The 19,208-nt window shown below is 64.3% G+C and carries 19 protein-coding genes and 1 pseudogene; 9 read left to right on the top strand and 11 right to left on the bottom strand.

The window, feature by feature from the left end; all coding sequences use genetic code 11:
- The first annotated feature begins 120 nt into the window (after positions 1-120).
- Both DCY11_RS09315 and metW read left to right on the top strand, forming a co-directional pair.
- Complete coding sequence (locus DCY11_RS09315) at positions 121-1,323, top strand: homoserine O-acetyltransferase (protein ID WP_108682659.1); 1,203 nt, start codon at positions 121-123, stop codon at positions 1,321-1,323.
- Positions 1,324-1,325: 2 nt separating this feature from the next.
- Positions 1,326-1,964, top strand: coding sequence for a methionine biosynthesis protein MetW (gene metW / locus DCY11_RS09320; protein WP_108682660.1), 639 nt, complete (start codon positions 1,326-1,328; stop codon positions 1,962-1,964).
- On the opposite strand, the gene DCY11_RS09325 is transcribed toward metW, so the two are convergent.
- Entirely contained in the window at positions 1,911-2,696 is a 786-nt protein-coding gene (locus DCY11_RS09325; protein WP_108683766.1) for a methyltransferase domain-containing protein, read from the bottom strand. The genes metW and DCY11_RS09325 overlap by 54 nt on opposite strands.
- Before the next feature lie 129 nt (positions 2,697-2,825).
- On the opposite strand from DCY11_RS09325, the gene gloB reads away from it, so the two are divergent.
- The 3 genes from gloB (at position 2,826) to DCY11_RS09340 (ending at position 5,224) form a co-directional block, all read left to right on the top strand.
- Complete coding sequence (gene gloB, locus DCY11_RS09330) at positions 2,826-3,596, top strand: hydroxyacylglutathione hydrolase (protein ID WP_108682661.1); 771 nt, start codon at positions 2,826-2,828, stop codon at positions 3,594-3,596.
- Positions 3,597-3,619: 23 nt separating this feature from the next.
- Positions 3,620-4,039, top strand: a complete 420-nt coding sequence (locus DCY11_RS09335) for a cupin domain-containing protein (protein ID WP_108683767.1) — start codon at positions 3,620-3,622, stop codon at positions 4,037-4,039.
- A gap of 87 nt (positions 4,040-4,126) precedes the next feature.
- Positions 4,127-5,224: a linear amide C-N hydrolase gene (locus DCY11_RS09340; protein WP_108682662.1), complete on the top strand. Its 1,098-nt coding sequence runs from the start codon at positions 4,127-4,129 to the stop codon at positions 5,222-5,224.
- On the opposite strand, the gene phbB is transcribed toward DCY11_RS09340, so the two are convergent.
- Together phbB and DCY11_RS09350 are read right to left on the bottom strand one after the other, a co-directional pair.
- Complete coding sequence (gene phbB, locus DCY11_RS09345) at positions 5,221-5,943, bottom strand: acetoacetyl-CoA reductase (RefSeq protein ID WP_069445546.1); 723 nt, start codon at positions 5,941-5,943, stop codon at positions 5,221-5,223. The two genes, DCY11_RS09340 and phbB, sit on opposite strands and share 4 nt — an antisense overlap.
- Before the next feature lie 155 nt (positions 5,944-6,098).
- Positions 6,099-7,280 (bottom strand): acetyl-CoA C-acetyltransferase, encoded by a 1,182-nt coding sequence (locus DCY11_RS09350; RefSeq protein ID WP_108682663.1) that lies wholly within the window; start codon positions 7,278-7,280, stop codon positions 6,099-6,101.
- A gap of 227 nt (positions 7,281-7,507) precedes the next feature.
- Here DCY11_RS09350 and phaR point away from each other — a divergent pair, with 227 nt between their 5' ends.
- Positions 7,508-8,119, top strand: coding sequence for a polyhydroxyalkanoate synthesis repressor PhaR (phaR, locus tag DCY11_RS09355; RefSeq protein WP_108682664.1), 612 nt, complete (start codon positions 7,508-7,510; stop codon positions 8,117-8,119).
- A 64-nt stretch (positions 8,120-8,183) separates the two neighbouring features.
- Here phaR and DCY11_RS09360 read toward each other — a convergent pair whose 3' ends face one another.
- From DCY11_RS09360 to ftsE, 5 genes are all read right to left on the bottom strand, one after another.
- Positions 8,184-8,615 carry a hypothetical protein gene (locus DCY11_RS09360; RefSeq protein ID WP_159079922.1) on the bottom strand — a complete coding sequence of 144 codons (432 nt, stop codon included), beginning with the start codon at positions 8,613-8,615 and terminating at the stop codon, positions 8,184-8,186.
- A gap of 148 nt (positions 8,616-8,763) precedes the next feature.
- Positions 8,764-9,489, bottom strand: a complete 726-nt coding sequence (locus DCY11_RS09365; protein ID WP_108682666.1) for a 1-acyl-sn-glycerol-3-phosphate acyltransferase — start codon at positions 9,487-9,489, stop codon at positions 8,764-8,766.
- Between the two features lie 6 nt (positions 9,490-9,495).
- Positions 9,496-10,212, bottom strand: coding sequence for a YdcF family protein (locus DCY11_RS09370; RefSeq protein WP_108682667.1), 717 nt, complete (start codon positions 10,210-10,212; stop codon positions 9,496-9,498).
- 89 nt (positions 10,213-10,301) lie between these two features.
- Complete coding sequence (locus tag DCY11_RS09375; RefSeq protein WP_108682668.1) at positions 10,302-11,300, bottom strand: ABC transporter permease; 999 nt, start codon at positions 11,298-11,300, stop codon at positions 10,302-10,304.
- 11 nt (positions 11,301-11,311) lie between these two features.
- Positions 11,312-11,989: a cell division ATP-binding protein FtsE gene (gene ftsE, locus DCY11_RS09380; protein WP_069445538.1), complete on the bottom strand. Its 678-nt coding sequence runs from the start codon at positions 11,987-11,989 to the stop codon at positions 11,312-11,314.
- Between the two features lie 137 nt (positions 11,990-12,126).
- Here ftsE and DCY11_RS16160 point away from each other — a divergent pair.
- The 3 genes and pseudogenes from DCY11_RS16160 to hpt all read left to right on the top strand — a co-directional run.
- A pseudogene (locus DCY11_RS16160) lies at positions 12,127-12,192 on the top strand (hypothetical protein); the annotation flags it as partial.
- A gap of 390 nt (positions 12,193-12,582) precedes the next feature.
- Positions 12,583-13,254 (top strand): FxLYD domain-containing protein, encoded by a 672-nt coding sequence (locus DCY11_RS15910; protein ID WP_069443576.1) that lies wholly within the window; start codon positions 12,583-12,585, stop codon positions 13,252-13,254.
- A gap of 51 nt (positions 13,255-13,305) precedes the next feature.
- Positions 13,306-13,851, top strand: coding sequence for a hypoxanthine phosphoribosyltransferase (gene hpt, locus DCY11_RS09390; RefSeq protein ID WP_108682670.1), 546 nt, complete (start codon positions 13,306-13,308; stop codon positions 13,849-13,851).
- On the opposite strand, the gene DCY11_RS09395 is transcribed toward hpt, so the two are convergent.
- The 3 genes from DCY11_RS09395 to lysA all read right to left on the bottom strand — a co-directional run bounded on the left by DCY11_RS09395 (position 13,848) and on the right by lysA (position 19,170).
- Positions 13,848-14,954, bottom strand: a complete 1,107-nt coding sequence (locus DCY11_RS09395) for a DUF2333 family protein (RefSeq protein ID WP_108682671.1) — start codon at positions 14,952-14,954, stop codon at positions 13,848-13,850. The genes hpt and DCY11_RS09395 overlap by 4 nt on opposite strands.
- 97 nt (positions 14,955-15,051) lie before the next feature.
- A complete protein-coding gene (locus tag DCY11_RS09400; protein WP_108682672.1) occupies positions 15,052-17,772 on the bottom strand; it encodes a TIGR02302 family protein in 2,721 nt (906 codons plus the stop codon).
- Positions 17,773-17,886: 114 nt separating this feature from the next.
- Positions 17,887-19,170, bottom strand: coding sequence for a diaminopimelate decarboxylase (gene lysA, locus DCY11_RS09405; protein WP_108682673.1), 1,284 nt, complete (start codon positions 19,168-19,170; stop codon positions 17,887-17,889).
- Positions 19,171-19,208: the final 38 nt, after the last annotated feature.

A 19,208-nucleotide genomic window follows, 5' to 3' on the forward strand; every position in this document is an offset into this window, starting at 1 on the left:
TTGACTCTCATGACGCCATAACTAACCCGGCATTGTATAATTCCAGGTCACCTTGTCAGGGTGGGCGCACGGTCTTTTGTCTGCCTGCGTCGAAACCGTTCTGTTTAGGCCATTACGACGATGAACGAGACTCCGGGAGCGGACAGCTTCGCCGAACTCAAACGGCGGCAGCAGGTTACCGATCCCCATAGCGAAGTGGTGCATTTCCCGGCGAGTGAGGGCCTCCCACTCGACAGCGGGGCTGTGCTTGCGCCGTTTTCCGTCGCCTACCAGACCTACGGCACGCTGAACGCCGACAAGTCGAACCTCGTTCTCGTCTGCCATGCGTTGACGGGCGACCAGCACGTGGCCAATCCGCATCCGGTCACGGGCAAGCCCGGCTGGTGGGAGACCATGGTGGGGCCCGGCAAGCCCATCGATACGGACCGCTATTTCGTGCTGTGCCCCAACGTGATTGGCGGGTGCATGGGCTCGACGGGACCGAGCTCGCTCAATCCCGTGACGGGGCGCCCCTATGGCCCGGATTTTCCGGTGATCACGTTGCGTGACATGGTGCGGGCCCAGGCGCGCCTTCTGGATCATCTTGGCGTCGAGCAGGCGCTGAGCGTCATCGGCGGCTCCATGGGCGGCATGCAGGTGCTGGAATGGGCCGCGACCTATAAGGACCGCGTGTTCTCCGCGATCCCGATCGCGTGCGCCGCGCGCCATTCCTCGCAGAATATCGCTTTCCATGAGGTCGGCCGCCAAGCGGTGATGGCCGATCCCGATTGGTGCGGCGGCCACTATCTCGAAGAGGGTAAGAACCCGCGCAAAGGTCTCGCCGTTGCGCGTATGGCGGCGCATATCACCTATTTGTCGGATCGCGCCTTGCACACGAAGTTCGGCCGCAATCTGCAGGACCGCGAGGAAGTCACCTTCGGCTTCGACGCGGATTTCCAGGTGGAGAGCTATCTGCGCCATCAAGGGATGAGCTTCGTCGACCGGTTCGACGCGAACTCCTATCTCTACATCACGCGGGCCATGGACTATTTCGATCTCGCGGCGGACCACGGCGGCGTTCTCGCAAACGCCTTTGCCGGGACGAAGACGCGCTTCTGCCTGATCTCGTTCACGTCGGACTGGCTGTTTCCGACGGAGGAGAGCCGCGAGGTCGTGCATGCGCTGAACGCGGTGGCGGCCAATGTCAGTTTCGTCGAGATCGAGTCGAACAAGGGGCACGACGCCTTCCTGCTGCACGAGCCCGAGCTGTTCGACACGGTGCGCGGTTTCTTGACCGCGGCCGCCCGCCGGCGCGGGCTCGACGACGCCAGCACGGGGTCATGACGATGGACGCGCCTGTCAATCCGCCGGCATTGCGGTCCGCCGACACGGCCCGCGTCGACCTTCTACTCATCGCGGAGATGATCGCGCCCGGTTCCCGGGTGCTCGATATCGGCTGCGGCGACGGCACGCTTCTGCGCATCCTGTCCGAGAAGCATGGCGTGGATGGCCGTGGCATCGAGTTGAGCCAGGCCGGCGTGAACCAATGCGTGGCGCGAGGCCTTTCGGTGATCCAGGGCGATGCGGATACGGACCTCGCCTATTATCCGGACATGGCCTTCGACTACGCTATCCTGTCGCGCACGATCCAGGCGACGCGCAACCCGCGGCACGTGCTCGAGCAGCTCTTGCGGATCGGCAAGCGGGTCGTGGTCTCGTTTCCGAATTTCGGTCATTGGCGTGTGCGGGCGCAGCTCATGTTCGGCGGACATATGCCGCAAACCGACACGCTGCCGGAGACCTGGTACAACACGCCCAATATCCATCTTTGCACGATCAAGGACTTCCTCGCGCTGTGCGAGGATATGGGCGCGAAGGTCGAGCGCGTCGTCGCGCTCAACGCCAACGGCACGAAGCTCGTGTCGATGCCTCTATCGGCGCAGAATCTCTTCGGCGAACAGGCGGTCTTTCTGCTCTCGCGTTAGGCGCGGCGTCACCGCGCCGGCCGGGACGGGAATCACGCGCCGCCGCATCCTGCGGGCTGGCTCGCGCGCCAGCGCGCCCGCATAGACCTGCTTCGTGGCTTCCACCACGATGACCCCCGAAAAGGCAGGCCAGAGCAGATCGCCTGCCCGCTCCCAGAAATCGGGCCAGCGGGTCAAGAGGCGCCAGTTGAAGGGCGGTAGGTGGAGGACGTAGTGCCAGCTCTCGGGCTGGAACATGGCGTCTTTTAGGAGCCGGGTGAGCTGGCTACGGCTGAACGGGCTGCCATAGCCGAAGGGCGTGGAATCCATGCGGGCCCAAAGTCCCCGCCGGTTCGGTACCGCCACGAGGATGCGGCCGTTGGGAGCGAGCACCCGCCAGATCTCGCGAAGCAGGGCATGGGGATGCTCCGACCACTCCAGCATATGCACCAGCAGTATGCGGTCGGCGGCTTCGTCGTCCAAAGGCAGCTCGGTCTCGTCCACGAGGGCCGTGTGCGATGCGGCCCGCTCGGGCCAGGGCAGGGCGCCGAGGCGGACGGGCGCGAGCGCGCCGGTGCAGAGGGCTTGCGTCCTGAATTCGGCAAGATAGGGCGAGGCATAGCCGAGGCCGAAGACGCGCAAGCCTTCGACATCGGGCCAAAAAGCCCGGAATCGCGGGCGCAACAGACGCCGCACCATCAGGCCGATGCGGCGGGCATAGAAATTCCGAAGGTCGATCGCGTCGAGATGCATGGCGGCCAGTCTATCCTTGGTGCGTTTAGACTTGGTTCGCGCGCCGGGCGGTTTCAATCGTCCGATTGGCGGAGTAGGGTCCCCGGCAAAACGACCCGGCCCCGATCAACTAAAATCAAAGAGACCGATATGGCCAAGCTCGAGATTTTCCAGTTTCCCACCCGCGCCGACAATTATGGGGTCCTCATCCACGACCCCGAGACGGGCGCGACGGCCTCGATCGATGCGCCCGAGGCCGGGCCGATCCAGGCCGCGCTCGCGCAGAAGGGCTGGACCCTGACCGACATCCTGGTGACGCATCATCACGGGGACCACACCGCCGGTATCGGGCCGCTGAAGAGCAAGACCGGCTGCACGGTCTACGGCCCCGCGCGCGAGGCCGGTCTGATCCCGGGGCTCGACGTGGAGGTCAAGGAAGGCGACACGGTCTCGGTCGGGCACGCGGACGCCACGGTCATCGATACGGCGGGCCATACGCGCGGTCACGTCAGCTACTACTTCCCGAACGAGGGCGTGGTCTTTGTCGGCGACACGCTGTTCTCCGTCGGCTGCGGCAAGCTCCTGGAAGGGGATGCGCCGACCATGTGGGCCTCTTTGTCGAAGCTCGCGGGATTGCCGCCGGAGACGAAGGTCTTCTGCGGCCACGAATATACCGGCGCCAATTGCCGGTTCGCGCTGACCATCGAGCCGGAGAACACGGACCTGCAGGCCCGCGCCGCCGAGGTCGCAAAGAACGACGCCAACGGGCGCCCGTCCCTGCCCACCACGATCGGGCTGGAGCTGGCCACCAATCCCTTCCTGCGGGCCTCGAGCGCCGAGATCCAGGCGCGGCTCGGCCTTGAAGGGGCGCCGCTCGATGAGGTCTTCGGCGAGGTGCGGCGGCGCAAGGACCGGTTTTAGTGGCCGAGGCGTCCGTGTCACGCATGCCGAGCGCCGACGAGATCATCGCCCATCTCGCACTCGAGCCGCATCCGGAAGGCGGCTGGTACAAAGAGACCTTCCGCGACGAGGCGGGATCTAACGGGCGCGCTCATTCGACGGCGATCCTGTTTCTTCTGGCCGCAGGCGATGTGTCTCATTGGCATCGCGTGGATGCGGTCGAGACTTGGCACTGGTACGCGGGCGCGCCGCTATCGCTCAAGATCGCTGACGAGAACGGCGCGGTGCAGGAATTGATCCTGGGCTCGGATCTGTTCGCCGGGGAGGATCCGCAAGCCATCGTGCCGGCTCATGCTTGGCAGAGTGCGCGAAGTCTTGGGCCGTGGACGCTCGTGGGCTGTACCGTTGCGCCCGGCTTTCAGTTCGAGGGCTTCGAGCTTGCCCCCAAAGGCTGGGAACCGTAAACGATCCAACAGGTTGATGTATGGCTGCGCGGCCTACTGCGGCGTGTGCGTGGCGTAACGCCGATCGACAACGAAAGGAAATTACGTATGTGCACGGCTCTTCTCTATCGGGACGCGAACGGCAACGCCTATGCGGGGCGCACGCTCGAATTACCCATGGAGATGCCCTACCAGATCGCGTACCTGCCGGCGGGCCAAGGTTACGAATCCGCGGTCCAGGGCAGCGCGCCGCTGCAATACAAGACGGTCTATCCGATTATTGCCGTGACGGTTCCGTTCGCGGCGGATGATCTCAAGATCGTCGAGGGGTTGAACAGCGAAGGCCTGACGTTCAGCGCGTTGTCCTATCCGGGGGCGGCGGGGACGCAGGCCGCGTTCGAGAAGACCAAGGCGGCTCTGTCGGCCGTCGATCTCGGCTCGTGGACACTCGGTCAGTTCGCGACGGTCGCGGACGTCAAGGAGGCCCTTGCGAACCAGCCCGTTCTCCTGGCGCCGCTCGCGATCCTCGGCGGGGCGATGACGCCGTTCCATTACGTTCTGCACGATCGGACCGGCGCGTCGATCGTGGTCGAATTCTCGGGCGGCACGCAGTCCGTCTACGACAATCCCGTTGGCGTCATGACGAACGGCCCGGCGTTTTCATGGCACCTCACCAATCTCAACAACTACACCTTTCTCTCGAACGTCGACCGGTCCGAAAGCCAGTTCGGCGCGCTTCAGGTCGCCCAGCCGGATTCGGGCATCGCAACGGAGGGACTGCCGGCGTCCAATACGTCGGTGGGGCGCTTCGTCCGCGCGGCCTACTACGCGCAATTCGCCGACAAGGCGTCGGCGCCGGACGATGCCATCATAACGCTCGCGCATGTCATGAACAATTTCGACAGGCCGAAAGGGATCACCATCGATGTGCGCGGTGGGAGCGGCGGTATCGAGGCCGGAGCAAGCGGCGGCGCGGCAAGCGCCGGGCTGGCCGCGAGTGAATATACGTCGTGGACGGCTTTGACCGACCTTGGCAGGAAGAAGCTTCTCTTGCGGACCTATGCCGGCATCAACTACACGGCGTTCGATCTCGGCAGCCTGTCGGCCGCAGCCGGGGTGAGGGTGATGCCACTCACCGTCCTCGACCGCATGGCCGAGGACGGGAGCGCGCAACTTCTCGAAGCGGAATCAGCGCCTAGCAATTAGTCCGCGAGCTGACCACCGTTGATGGTGAGCGTCGAGCCGGTGATCCAGGCGGCTTCGTCCGCGGCCAGGAACACGACGCAGCGGGCGACCTCTTCGGCCTCGCCGAGGCGTCCGACCGGGATCTGGCCGACGATCGCTTCCATCACTTTTTCGGAAACACCGGACAGCAGCTCGGTGGCCACGTAGCCCGGTGCGATAGCGTTGGCGGTGATGCCCTTGCGCGCGCCTTCCAGGGCGAGCGTCCGCGTGAATCCGATCATGCCGGCCTTCGCGGCGCAATAATTGGACAGGCCGAGCATGCCCTGCTGGCCGTTGATCGAGGAGATCGAGATGATGCGGCCGAATTTGCGGTCGCGCATGCCGTTGATGACTTGCCGGGTGACATTGAACACGGAGTCGAGATTGGTGCGCATGACCTCCGACCATTGCTCAGGGGTCATCTTATTCAGCATCGCGTCGCGGGAGATGCCGGCATTGTTCACCAGCACTTCGACCGGGCCCACTTCGGCCTCGACAGCGGCAACGCCCTTCTCGCAGGCGGCATAGTCGCCGACATCCCATTTGAAGACCGGGATACCGGTTTCGGCCTTGAACGCGTTCGCAGCGTCGTCATTGCCCGCATAGCTGGCGGCGACGTTATAGCCCGCGTCTTTCAGCGCCTTGCTGCATGCTGCGCCAATACCGCGCGTACCACCAGTGACCAGAGCCACCCTTCCCATAGCATCCTCCCTTTGCGCACTTTGGCGCTTGTTTCTTCAACGGCCGATCCCGAGCCCGATTTAGACAAGGACCAATTTGGGCAAAGGCCAAATCGACGTGTGGGGCAGCCTAGGCCACCCCACACGAATTCGTCTCAAAGCTCAAGAGCGTTGGGTTAGTCGCGCTCCAGGCACATGGCAACGCCCATGCCGCCGCCGATGCACAGCGTGGCCAGGCCCTTCTTCGCGTCCGCCTTCTGCATCTCGTGCAGGAGCGTGACGAGGACGCGCGTGCCCGATGCGCCGATCGGGTGGCCGATGGCGATGGCGCCGCCATTGACGTTCACCTTGTCGCCGTCCCAGCCCATGTCCTTGTTGACGGCCAGCGCCTGCGCGGCGAAGGCCTCGTTCGCTTCGACGAGGTCGAGATCGGCGACCTTCCAGCCGGCCTTCTCCAGCGCCTTGCGCGAGGCGGGGATGGGGCCGGTGCCCATGATGGTGGGATCGACGCCGGCGACCGCCCAGGAGGCGATGCGGGCAAGCGGGGTCAGACCGCGCTTCTTGGCTTCCTCGGCGCTCATGAGTACCACCGCGGCGGCACCGTCATTGATGCCCGAGGCGTTGCCCGCGGTCACGGTGCCTTCCTTGTCGAAGGCCGGGCGCAGCTTGGCGACACCGTCGATGGTGGCGCCTTCGCGGATGTACTCGTCCTCGTCCACGACCACGTCGCCCTTGCGGGTCTGGATGGTCACAGGCGCGATCTCGTCCTTGAACTTGCCGCCCTTCTTGGCCGCTTCCGCCTTGTTCTGCGAGGCAACGGCGAAAGCGTCCTGCTCGTCGCGGGTCAGCTGCCACTGCTTGGCGACGTTCTCGGCGGTGTTGCCCATGTGGTAGCCGTTGAAGGCTTCCCAGAGGCCGTCCTTGATCATCGAGTCGATGAACTTGACGTCGCCCATCTTGTAGCCGTTGCGCAGGTTCGCGACGTGGGGCGCCATGCTCATGTTTTCCTGACCGCCGGCAACCACGATGTCGGCATCGCCCGTGGCGATCTGCTGAGCGCCGAGGGCGACAGAGCGCAGACCCGAACCACAGACCTGGTTGATGCCGAACGCGGTGGCCTCCTTGGGCACGCCTGCGGCAATCGCCGCCTGTCGTGCCGGGTTCTGACCTTCGCCGGCCGTGAGCACCTGGCCCATGATCACTTCGTCCACGTCACTGGCATCGACGCCAGCACGTTCAAGGGCGGCCCGAATGGCCGTCTCGCCCAGTGTGTGGGCCGGAACGCTGGAAAGGGAACCGCCGAAAGCTCCGACGGGCGTCCGCGCCGCGCTGACAATCACGATATCTGCGTCTTTCATTCTGTCCTCCCGACTGAAACTCGCCCTTGGGTCATACCGCAGCGCAGTGCGGCTGGAAAGACAAACAAGCCCCTCGAATTAAGGCTTCCGTCAAAGTCTCTGGTGCGGAATACGCCTAACGTGGTACTTATTTTCGCACGTGCGACATAGCGTCAACTACCAGGGGGTGGTCTTCGAGCCGTCCGCGGGAATTCCGGGCGCCCTTGGGGTTAAGGAGAAAACGACACGTGGCTAGGGATGCGAACCAGGAGAACCGGCCGGTCATCATCAAGAAGTACGCCAACCGGCGGCTCTACAACACCGATACAAGCACGTATGTGACCTTGGAAGATCTGGCCGAGATGGTACGCGCGGAGCGCGACTTCGTGGTCTACGACGCGAAGACCGGCGAGGATCTGACCCATGCGGTGCTGACCCAGATCATCGTCGAACAGGAGAGCCGCGGGACCAACCTCTTGCCCATCGGCTTCCTGCGTCAGCTCATCCGGTTCTACGGCGACGGCATGCAGATGCTGGTTCCCTCCTATCTCGAATTCAGTCTCGACTCCCTCACCAAGCAGCAGGAGAAGTACCGGCGCAACTTTGCCGATACGTTCGGGACCGTGGCCTTCGATGTGATGCAGGAGCAGGTGCGCAAGAACTTCTCCGCCTTCGAGAAGGCGCTCGGGATGTTCACGCCCTTCAGCACCGATACGGTTGGTACGCGCGTGGAACAGACATCCGACGAGAGCGCCGCCAAGTCCTCCTCCGAGTCCGAGAGCGGCGAGGACGACATCGATACGCTCAAGGCCGAGCTACAGGCCATGCAGGCGCGGCTGGAGAAACTGTCGCGCACCTAGCGCGTCGTAGTTCTTCCACGAAACTCAAATCCGGAAATTAGTCGGGGCGGGGCAGCTACAAAGCCTATGCCGCTTCGGACGTGGCAGGCCGGTGAAGATGCGCCGCGGTCAGGTCCGCCTCGACGAACCGGCGAGCCCGGGCCGTATCGGCCAGAAGATGGATATGCACCTCATTCGCGCCGATCTTCGCGCCTTCATGGCGCAGGCGGGCGAGATTGAGCGACATCACGTCGTCCTTCGTGTTGCCGAAGGCGAGCGCTTCACGCGACCCGTCGTCATGACGGCGGACCAAGATGAAATTGGCCTGCGGCAGCGCCGGGCACCCCACGAGCGAATAGACGCTGTGAAGATAACGACGGCCCGATGCCCCACGCCAATAGTGGAAGGCCTGGTCGAAAGCCGCTTCCGCGCAAACGAGTGCCGGCTCGTCCGACGGGCCGTAGGTCCCGTTTTCGGAAGGCACAAACTCGGAAGCGTCTGAAGAATTCGTCCACATCGACATCTTGTCCCGTTAACCTTGGCGACTCTAACTCAAATGGGTTGAGCGATCGAAAATTCAAGCTTTTCGCCGCCCCAATGTGCGGGTGGAACAAAATATGAACTTGGCAGTGTGGGGCGTCAAGCTTTTAAGTGTTAACAAGGGGTTAACGGATTTTTGTCTTCGCGTTGGCTTCGGCCAGGAGGCGGTCCGAAGCAGTCTCGACAGCCTCTTGCAGACGGCTCATGAACTCGGCCTTGGGCAGGCCCGGCGGCAGGGGATCGAGGATCTCCACAATGACGGTGCCCGGCTTCCGCCGCCAGGTGCGGCGGGGCCAAAATACCCCTGAATTCAAGGCGATGGGGACGCACGGCACGTCCAACGCGTTGTAGAGGAGCACGATCCCCGTATGGTAGGCGGGCGGGGCGCCTGGCGGACGGCGGGTGCCTTCCGGGAAGATGATGATCTCCCGGCCTTTGGCGATGCGATCCTTGGCATGGCGCAGCATGTTGCGCAGCGCGGCGGGGCCTTTGTCCCGGTCGACGGGGATCATCCCGAATTTGTAGGAGAACCAACCGTGAAACGGGATCCAGAACAATTCGCGTTTCATCAGAAGCGCCGGGTCGTGAAAAAGCGGAATGAGCGCGAAAGTTTCCCAGGCCGATTGATGCTTTGACGCGACGAGGAACGGCGGCTCGGGCAGTTTGTCGAGACCCCGGACTTCGAAATCGAGACCGACGATATGTTTCAGGAGCCAGAGTTCGGTCCGGGCATGGACCTTCAAGGCTGCCATGGACCACCGGCGCGGTGTGAAGAAGAACGGAAACCCGAACACCACGAACAGCGCGGTCGTGACGTAAAACAGAATTCCGAAAACGACGGAGCGAAACATCGAGGCCTACGGTTCAGGTTCGTCGGCCGGCGGCACCGAGGTTCCCGGCAGCGCGACACGGGCGAGGTTGGTCGCCCAAAGCCGGCCGAGAGCCGGCAGATATTTCAGGTACTCCGACAGAAGCAGCTTGGTCGTACCTGGAAATTCCCACCAGCGTGCCACTTCGACATTGTTGTCCACAACGGGATAGGGAACGAGCACGATTCCCGGCATCGCACGCTCCAGCTCGGCCAGCGCGCGCGGCATGTGATAGTTGGAGGTGACGACGATCACGGACCCATAGCCGTTCTCCGCCACCCAACGGGCCGTTTGCGTCGCGTTGTCGATCGTGTTGAGCGCCGCCTTGTCGATATCGACGCAGCAGTCGAAATAGCGAGTGCCCTCTGGGGTGAGGAGCTTGAGCTGCTCGAGCGTGGTTTCGCGATTGACGCCCGTGATCAGCATACGCCGGGCTTTTTTCTTGGCCATCAGCTTCATGGCCTCGTCGATACGGGAGACGCCGCCGGTCAGGACGGTGATTCCGTCCGTGGCATGCGGGGGATCTTTCGGCTCCCGAGCCAGCCCGTTGGCAAAGACGATGAAGCCGATGATCAGCATGACCAGCAGGAGGATCGTTCCGTCGAACACGAGACGGACGAATCCGAGCGGTCCGCGGAAGCGATGGAAGTGCTTCGGGCGCGGATTGGCATCCTCGCTGCCGTCTATATTGATGGTCTCGTTCAACGACTACTCCGGATACGGCATTGCGCCACGCAGCACAGGGCGTTTCTAGACCGGACCGAGCCGATCGGAAACGTCCTGCTCAGTCGCGTTCAAGCATAGGTTTTCAGGACGCGAAAGACCCCAAGCCGGGAAGTGACCATGCAGAGTGCCGCGACGACCACGACAATCAGCGCCAGGAGGAAATATCCGCCGATGTCGAGTTCGCCGCTTCCTAGCAGGCGGCGGGTTTCCGCTTCGGTAACGGCGCCACCGCCGAGGAGGCTGACGATCAGGGGCATGAGCAGAAAAGTGATGGCCGCGGCGATCGCGCCGACCAGGCCCGCCCGAACGCCGAGCCCTAGAAAATGCCGCTCGAATTCGCTCGAGATGAAGCGGTCGTTGGCGCCGACGAAATGCAGCACCTCGATGATCTCGCGATTCGTCGCCATAGCGCTGCGCGTGGCCGAGACGATCACGGCGACGGTGGCGGCCGCGACCAGCGCCAACACCGCGATGCCGCCGAGCGCCGTGGACCGGGTGATGGTTCTGATTTCCGACTGCCAGCGCCTGTGATCATCGAGGGTGACGCCTTCGAAGTTTTCGCTCAGCGCTTTCTGGATCGCCCCGATATCGGGCGGGTTCGAGCGATCGATCTCCACCGCGATCAAGCGCGGCACGGGCAGCGCCGAAAGCGCCTCGGTCGACCCGATCCACGGTTCGAGCAGCTTGGCCGAATCGTCAGCACTCATCGGTTTGACGCGGCTGATGCCCGACTGTTTCGCCAGAAACAGGGAGACCAAGGTCATCTTTTTCTCGATATCCGTGGTCTCCAGCGGGTTGAGTTCGATGGTGATCTCGCTGGCGATGTCGTCCACCCATGCGCTTGCCGATTGGTGGACCATGTAGACCCCGCCGGCTGTGAGACAGGCGAGAAACGTCATGATGGCGATCACCATCGTCAGTGCCCGGCCTGCGACGGAGGCCGGCGGGACGATTTGGGAGGCGGGAGCCTGGAAGCGCTTGGGAAGACGCGCGGCGAGCCGGGCCGGAAGAATGCCCGCGAGCAGGCTCGTCCAGGGATAGTCCTTGATGTCACTGAGGAACGTCACGGAGCGTTCACCTACCGGACGCTGAGTTGAGGGGCGCCGACCTGGAGGCGGCCTTCCTGGAGCATCAGTCGCGGGGCCTCGAGCTGCTCCATCAGACCATAGTCGTGCGTTGCAATGATTACGGACGTTCCGAGCCGGTTGAGTTCAACGAAAAGACGGAGCAATCGGTTGCCGATCGCCGGATCCACATTGCCGGTCGGCTCGTCGGCCAGCAGCAATTCGGGGCGGCCGATGACCGCCCGGGCGATCGCCGCGCGCTGTTTTTCCCCGCCCGAGAGAGTTTCCGGGTAGGCGTGGATACGATTTCCGAGGCCCACCCAATGAAGAAGATCGGTCACGTCGTCGGCATAGTCGCTCTCAGTCTTGCCCATGACGCGGAGCGGTAAGGCTACGTTTTCCCAGGTCGTCAGATGGTCCAGAAGCCGGAAATCCTGAAAGACAATCCCGATTCGGCGCCGGAGGGCAGCCCGTCCCGCTGGCGCTAGATCGGCTAAATTCTCACCAAAAACAAAGATCAAGCCCCGGCTGGGGCGTATCGACATAAAAAGAAGACGCAGCAATGATGTCTTTCCAGCACCGGAAGGCCCTGTCAGAAAGTGAAAGGAGCCTGGGTGCACGTGAAAGGTGACATCGCGCAAGATTTCCGGTCCGGAGCCATAGCGCAGCCCAACATTGTCAAAGCGGATCACCCGACTTCCTTGCGCCTCTTAACATTGCGGAATACTGGCACTTTATGCTGAACTCCCCGTCCTGTATCAATGGTATAGGGTAACCAGATGGGGCGTCCCACATATTCATTGTGTAGTGGGCGATTGCGGCAATCAAAATGGCGACACTAATTATTTGTCCCGCGTGCGGAACGCGTTACCAGATCAAGGCGGCCTTCCCGCCAGAAGGCCGGAAGGTCCGCTGCGCAAAATGTAGTCACGTCTGGCAGGCGCAGCCTGCGGAGGCGGAAGCCGCAGCGCCGCAGCCGGCAGCCGCGCCGCAGCCAGCGGCCGCGCCTCAGCGCCCAGCGCCACAGCCTGCGCCTGCGCCGCAGGCCCCACCGCCGCCGCCTCCGGGCGCCGCCGCGCCGCCGCCGCCTCAGGCCGCGCCTTCGCCCCGGCCCGCGCCCCCGAGTGCGCCAATGCCCCCGCAGGCGCCTCCCCAGGCTGCGCCGCCGCCGGCTCCGCCGAGCGCGCCCTCTGGATATGCGCCGCCCCCAGGACCCGGCCCCGCCGCACCCCCGTCGCCGCCCGAGCCGGAAGCCGGATCAAAGGGCGGCCTGTTCGGTAAGCTGATGGGCAAGTCCAAGCCTGAGCCTGCCGCGCCGCCGCCTGAGATGGCGCCGCCGCCCGACATGGCTCCGCCGCCGGGCGAGATGCCGCCTCCGGGTGCCGCGTCAGGGCCGGCGGATGCCGCGTTCGACGCATCCTTCCCGGGGATCGATGACGACCCCTCGGCGGCGGATGCGAATCTGGCCGCAGAGGCCTTCGGCGAATCGCTTGCCACCGCGAGCGCGGAGCCGGAGAAGAAGAAGCCGCCTGTCGTGGCGATCGGCTGGGGCATCCTCGGCATCATCGTCCTGGGCGTGCTTGGCCTGTTCTTCCTTGCGCCGCAGACCACGGTCTCGATTCTTCCCGGCGCCTCTCATCTGTACTCGGCGCTCGGCATGCAGGCCGGAGCGCAAGGCCTTCAGTTCGAGGGTGTGCGCTACGGCTGGACCAATGCTGGCGGGCAGAACGTACTCGAGGTGCAGGGCAGCGTGCGCAACACCAGCTCAGGGGCGATGAGCGTGCCGACGGTGATCATCGTTCTCCGCGACGAAAACGGAGAGGAGATCTCCGAGTGGACCACCGAGGTCGGCGCAGCCGAGCTCGGGCCCGATGAGGACGCACCGTTCCTGAAGCAGATTCCGGCGCCGCCCAGCAATGTGCGCAGCCTGAAAGTGCGCTTCGCGAAGGCGGGCTAGCAATCGTTCGGCGCGGCCGATGCCGCGCCGTTGAGGCAGGGCAGGTTTGCGATGGCGGAACCGCCCGCGTCACACCCGATCGCGATCCTCTACAGCGCGCAGACCATAGCGGCGCGCGTCGATGCGCTGGCGGTCGGAATCGCCGATCGCAAGCTGCACGCGCCTCTCGTCGTTGCGGTGCTGAAAGGCAGCTTCATCTTCGTCGCCGATCTGATCCGGGCACTTCACGCCCATGGCCTCACGCCTGAGATCGACTTCATCTTTCTGGCGAGCTACGGCACCGGCACCGAAGGCCGTGCCGTCGAAATTCTGCGTGACGTGGAATCGGATATCGCGGGCCGCGACGTGGTCATCGTCGACGATATCCTGGACTCGGGCCGGACGCTTCTTTTCGCCAAGGAGAGGCTGCGCGCGAAAGGTGCGCGAACCGTGCTGAGCTGCGTTCTCCTCGACAAGAAGGCCCGCCGGACAGAGATGGTCACCGCGGACTTCACCGGCTTCGAATGTCCCGACCGCTTCGTGGTCGGTTACGGCATGGACCTCGGCAATCGCTACCGCGAGCTGCCCTTCATCGGCACTATCGAACCGGCCGGCTAGCGGTCGAGGATTGTGCGGATCTCCACTAGGTTCGCGCGCACCCTCAAAATGTAGAAGCCGAGCGTTGCCAGATGCGACGGCATGATCCAGCCGGCCTCCGCGCCGTTGGAAATGATGAACGGCGTGATGTTGAGCGAAGCGCGCAACTGCTCTTCCAGCTCATCCCAAATGGCTTCCAGGCGCCGCTCCCGGATCACGTCCTCGAAGTCCGCGCGGGCGGCGGTGAGAATGCCGTAGTAGGCGTAAGTCTGTCCGTATGCGAACCAGAAGCGATCGTCGGCGCGCGTGTCGAACCAGCCGCTATTGTAGTTCTCGGAGCGCTCGCGCAACACGGCGGAGGTCGCGCCGATGTCTCTGGCGATGCGGTCGACAAATTCCAACAGGTTGTCGGCCCGCGCATCGAAGACCGCGTCGCATTTCTCGAGCCGGTCGTTGAACTTGCGCAGGTCCTTGATGGCGGAGCGGTAGAAGCTCGGCGTCGGCGTCTTGGGGCCGAACGGGCTCAGGGAAAAATACCACGTGGATTCGTTGAACTGCAGATCGCCACGCGCTTCCTGCAGGTCCTTGTCGACCTGCGAGGTGCCACGCACGCGCCCTAAAGCGTCGACCAGTTCCACCGATGTCCGCTGGACGGCCTGATGCGCGCCGCGCTGGAACGCCGCCTTGTTGTCGAAGAACGGCGTCGCCTCCCATGGGATGCCGAACAGACCCATCTTGTACAGCAGCATCGACGAGATCCAGGCGTTCTCGTTGACGTTGAAGTCCGTCAGGTTCGCCGTGGCCTCGACGATCATCGAACGCCGACAAGTCTTGTCGTTCGACCGACTGGCCGCCTTGTCGGCTTCGTCCGGGTCACCGCTGACAATGCCGCCACTCGGTTCGGGAACGTCGCCCGCTTCCTTCGTGGCGTTGGAATAGGCCTGCGCGTAGTCGGGATCGAATCCGTTCCAGACCTGGGTGGTCCAGAAGAAATAGCCATAGAACGGCACGAGCACGATGAGGAGGACGATGATCGCTATTTTGAGAATCATGCCGAGGCGCCCGAAGAGACCGCCGAGCCAAATGAAGGGCTTCGCAATGAAATTAAGAATGGATTTCAGCATGGACGGGCCGTCTCCTGACGCGAAAGGACTGTTGCCCAGACATATAGGGTGAGGGATGGCAGTTTTCTGACGCCGCCGTCAAAAAAGCGCAGGAAACCTAGAAGGAGCGGATCAAGCGCTCCAGGTAGTCGAGTTCGAGCGTCGAGCGGCTGGGGTCGCCAATCCGCCGGCGCAATTCGTCCAAGACCTCGCGGGCCTTTTGAATGTCGATCTCGTCGGGAACCGCAACCGACAGCCCAAGGTCCGGCCGGTTCGAGCGGTCCGGGCGCCCCAGCGGGTCGCGGCCGTTGGAGCCGGGGCCTTGTCCGCCCTCCATCTCGCCTTGCGCCATCATTTGCTGCGCCATGGACTCGGTGCCTTCGCGCATCCGGTCGAGGGCCAGCGTCTGGTTCTGCGCCGCGCGGTCGTAGTTCTGCTCGGCGATGTCCTGCTCGGCCTGCTCCATTGCATCGCTCGCGCCTTCGAACTGCTCAGGCGGCTCTCCGCCCGCTTGGCGCATGCGCTCGATCAGCTGGTCCAGCTTCTTGCGCAAGGCCTCCTGCCGCTGCTGCAGGCTGCCTTGCGAGCCTTGCTGTTGCTGCTGGCCGAGTTGCTCTTCTCCGCCGCCGGGGGCATCGCCTTGGCGTCCCGATTGCCCTTGGGCCCGTGCACCGGCCTGACCGCCCTGGGGCATCTGGTCCGACAGCGGCGACATGGCGTCGCCGAAGCCCATGGGCGAGCCGGGCGGGCTGACGTCGAACTGTTGGTTCTGGCTGCGGCCCTGACCCTGGCCTTCGCGCTGCTTGCGCTTCTCGCCAAACGTCTCGTCGAGCAGTTCCTGCTGGTCCGAGGCGACTTCGTCGAGATCGCGCATCATCTCCTGCGCCTTTTGCTGCTGCTCGCTCTGCGGTTGGTTGTCCGCTTGCAGCCGGTCGAGGATGTCGTTCAGCTCCGACAGCATCTTCTCGGCCATGTCCTTCGAGCCCGCTTCCGCGAGGTCCTTGATGCTCTCCAGCATCTTGTCCAGGTCCTGCTCGGAGACGAGATCATCCCGATTGTTCTTGGGCTGACCGGCAATGTCGGTTTGGTCTTTCTGCTGCGCGGCAAGGGCCTGCAGATAGCGCTGCAGCGCCGCGCGCAATTCCTCGATGCGCTTCTTGATCTCTTCGGCCGGCGCGTTCTCGCGCAGCGCCTGCATCAGGGCATCCTGTGCGGATTTGAGGTCCCGCTCCGCGGCCGGCAGGTCGCCTTCCTCGATGCGCAGGGCCGTGGACCACAGTTGATCGACGACTGCCTTCACCGACTCAATCGAGGGATCGTTGTCGAGGCGCCAGAACGCGTTGCGCAACGACAGATAGACGACCGTGTCGTCGGTGGCCTTCTCGCCGCCGAGCGTCAGCGCGCCCAGCGCGCGGGCGACGCGGGGCGTCTGGCCGGGGTCCATCACCAGGTTGCGGCGTTGCTCGATCACGGCTCTGGCCAGCGGTTTAGTGAAGCTGCGCGCAGGCAGAATCAGCGGATAGGGGTCGCTCGTGCCGACTTGGTCGGCCTGGTCGCGTGCCGTCAGGGTCATCACGACCTGAAGCCCGGCCCAGGGATGGGCGGTCAGATCCTGGGTGGCCCGGCCTTCGACCTTTTTCGCGTTGCTGCGCGGCAGCTGGAGCACGATCTTGGGCGGCGCGAACAGCGGCTCGACTTCGGCGAGGTCTCCCCGCTCTTCGTCGGGGATGTCCCCGGCCATGTCTTCAGCCATGTCGGACATTTCGCTTCCGGCCAGAACGAACTGAGCCTCGGCACTCGCCACGCCATAGTCGTCGGTCGCGCCGTACTCGACCCGCAGCGCGCCGCGCGGCATCGAGGTAGGCGCGGACAGAAGGCTGATCTGGGGCGCGGTGTCCTCGATCATCGAAAGTTGCCATTGTGCGACCGTCGATCCGCCGATGCGGAGATCGGCCGTCACGGGGCTCAAGAGGCCGGCGTGAAATTCCATCAGGCCCGCGGCCGACCCTTCCTTAGGCTCGACCGTCCGGGTCTCGCCCGTTTCGTCGGCAAGCGTCAGGGTCACGCGATCGCCGTCGGGCGCATGGGCGCGGACAATGAGTTGGCTGCGCACGGGCACGGACAGGGCCCGGAAGGTCTCCGCTCCCCGGCCCACTTGTTCCGTTCCGTCGGCGAGGACCACCGGCGCCATGGCGGTATAGACAGGCGGCGTGATCCACGCATCGAGGCGCACAAGCTGTGTCGACGCGGTGGCTGCCGGAAGGAATGCTGCCTTGATCCGCGATCCCGCATCACCGCCCGCGGCGAAGAACGACACGACGAGCGCCAGGACGAGCGCCGCGCGGATTGCAAACGGGTCATCGCGATCTGCCCGCGGCTTCGGCCAGGACGGCTTCAGCCGCGCCACCAGCCGCGCCAGGCGCTTCCGGTGCAACGCCCAAAGCTGAGCCGGCGCCGTACCGGGAGCCGCTTCGAGCGTGTCTTCGTAGGAGGAGGCGGGCCGGTGCTGAATCCCCGAATCGCGTTCGAGCCGCCGCAGGGCTTCGGCGCGCGTCGGCACGTCGATGCGCCAGAGCGGCACCAGCGCGATCACGAACGCGACGAGGAACAGGCCGAGAAGGACCTGATGGGCGAGCGCCGGGAGCAGGCTCCAGCCGTTCAACAAGGAAAAGACGAGGAAGGCGCAGACCACGACGAAGGGCCAGAGCAGCGCCTCGAACGCGCGCTCGACGAGGAGGGCAAGCCAGCTCAAGCCCACGCGGCGCTCGAAGCGGCGCTTCAGCGTGTCCGGGGCGGGGGCAGTGGTTGCAGCGTCTTTCGAGCGGGACGGTCTCGCCATGATCCGAAATTTCTAGCACAGACGGGCGCGGAGCCCAGATTACATCACGGTAATTTTCCTGGAACTTTCCTTGGGCAAACAGGCGAATTCGGGGCGCGACGGCGCCGATCTCGCCTAGAGCCAGTCCGGAAGGCGCTCGGCCGCCAGCATGTCCTCGTAGCTCGGCCGGGGACGAGTCACGCAATAGTCCGCGCCCGAGACCAGCACTTCGGGCACCAGCAGGCGGCTGTTGTATTGCGAGGCCTGGACCGCGCCATAGGCGCCAGCGGTCATGACGGCGATGAGATCGCCGGGATTGAGCTCAGGCAAAGGCCGCGCGAGGGCGAGATAATCGCCGGTCTCGCAGACGGGGCCCACCACGTCAGTGATGCGTGTGGCCGTCTCGGGCCCGGGTTCGATGACCGGCAGAATCCGGTGATAGGCCTCGTAGAGCGTCGGCCGGATCAGATCGTTCATGGCCGCGTCGACGATGGTGAAGGTCTTTTCCGGCGCGGTCTTCACATAGAGGACCCGCGACACGAGGATGCCCGCATTGCCGGCGATCATCCGTCCCGGCTCGAACAGAAGCCGCACGCCGAGGTCGCCCATGGACTCGTTGACGAGCCGTGCGTAGTCGGTCGGCAGCGGCGGATCCGGCTCGTCGGTCCGGTAGGGAATGCCCAGCCCGCCGCCGAGATTGACGAACTCGATGGCAACGCCCGATCCGCGCAACGTCGCCACAAGCTCCTTCAGGAGCGCGAAGGCGTTTGCGAACGGTGCAAGGTCGGTGATCTGGCTGCCGATATGCATATGGACGCCCGCCGGCTGGATGCCGGGAAGCTCGGTTGCCTGGCGATAAAGCGAGGGCGCCGCGTCGAAGGGGATGCCGAACTTGTTCTCCGCCTTGCCGGTCGAAATCTTGTGATGGGTGCCGGCGTCCACGTCCGGATTTACGCGAAAGGCGATCCGGGCCGTCTTGCCCATCGCGGCCGCGACCTCGCTGAGGGCGTAGAGCTCCGGTTCGGACTCGACGTTGAAGGCGTAGATGCTTGCGTCCAGGGCGAACGCCATCTCGTCCTTGGTCTTGCCGACCCCGGAAAAGACCACGCGCTCACCCGGTACGCCGACAGCCAGCGCCCGGCGCAGTTCGCCTTCGGACACCACATCCATGCCGGCGCCTTGCTTCGCGAGCGTCGCCAGCACGCCGAGATTGGAGTTGGCCTTGATGGCGTAGCAGACGAGCGTGTCCGGGCGCGCGGCGAACGCATCGGCGAAGACGCCGATGTGCCGCTCGAAGGTCGCGGTCGAATAGCAATAGAAGGGCGTTCCGACGTCGGCGGCCAAGGCGCACAGATCGACGTCCTCGGCGTGCAGAACAGGGTCCTCGGATACGCCGCGCCGGTAGGCGAAATGATGCATGGGACGAAAGTTGTCTGGGGCCTAGATCGTTCGGGCCG

The sequence above is a fragment of the Methyloceanibacter sp. wino2 genome (assembly GCF_003071365.1).
GTDB lineage: Bacteria > Pseudomonadota > Alphaproteobacteria > Rhizobiales > Methyloligellaceae > Methyloceanibacter.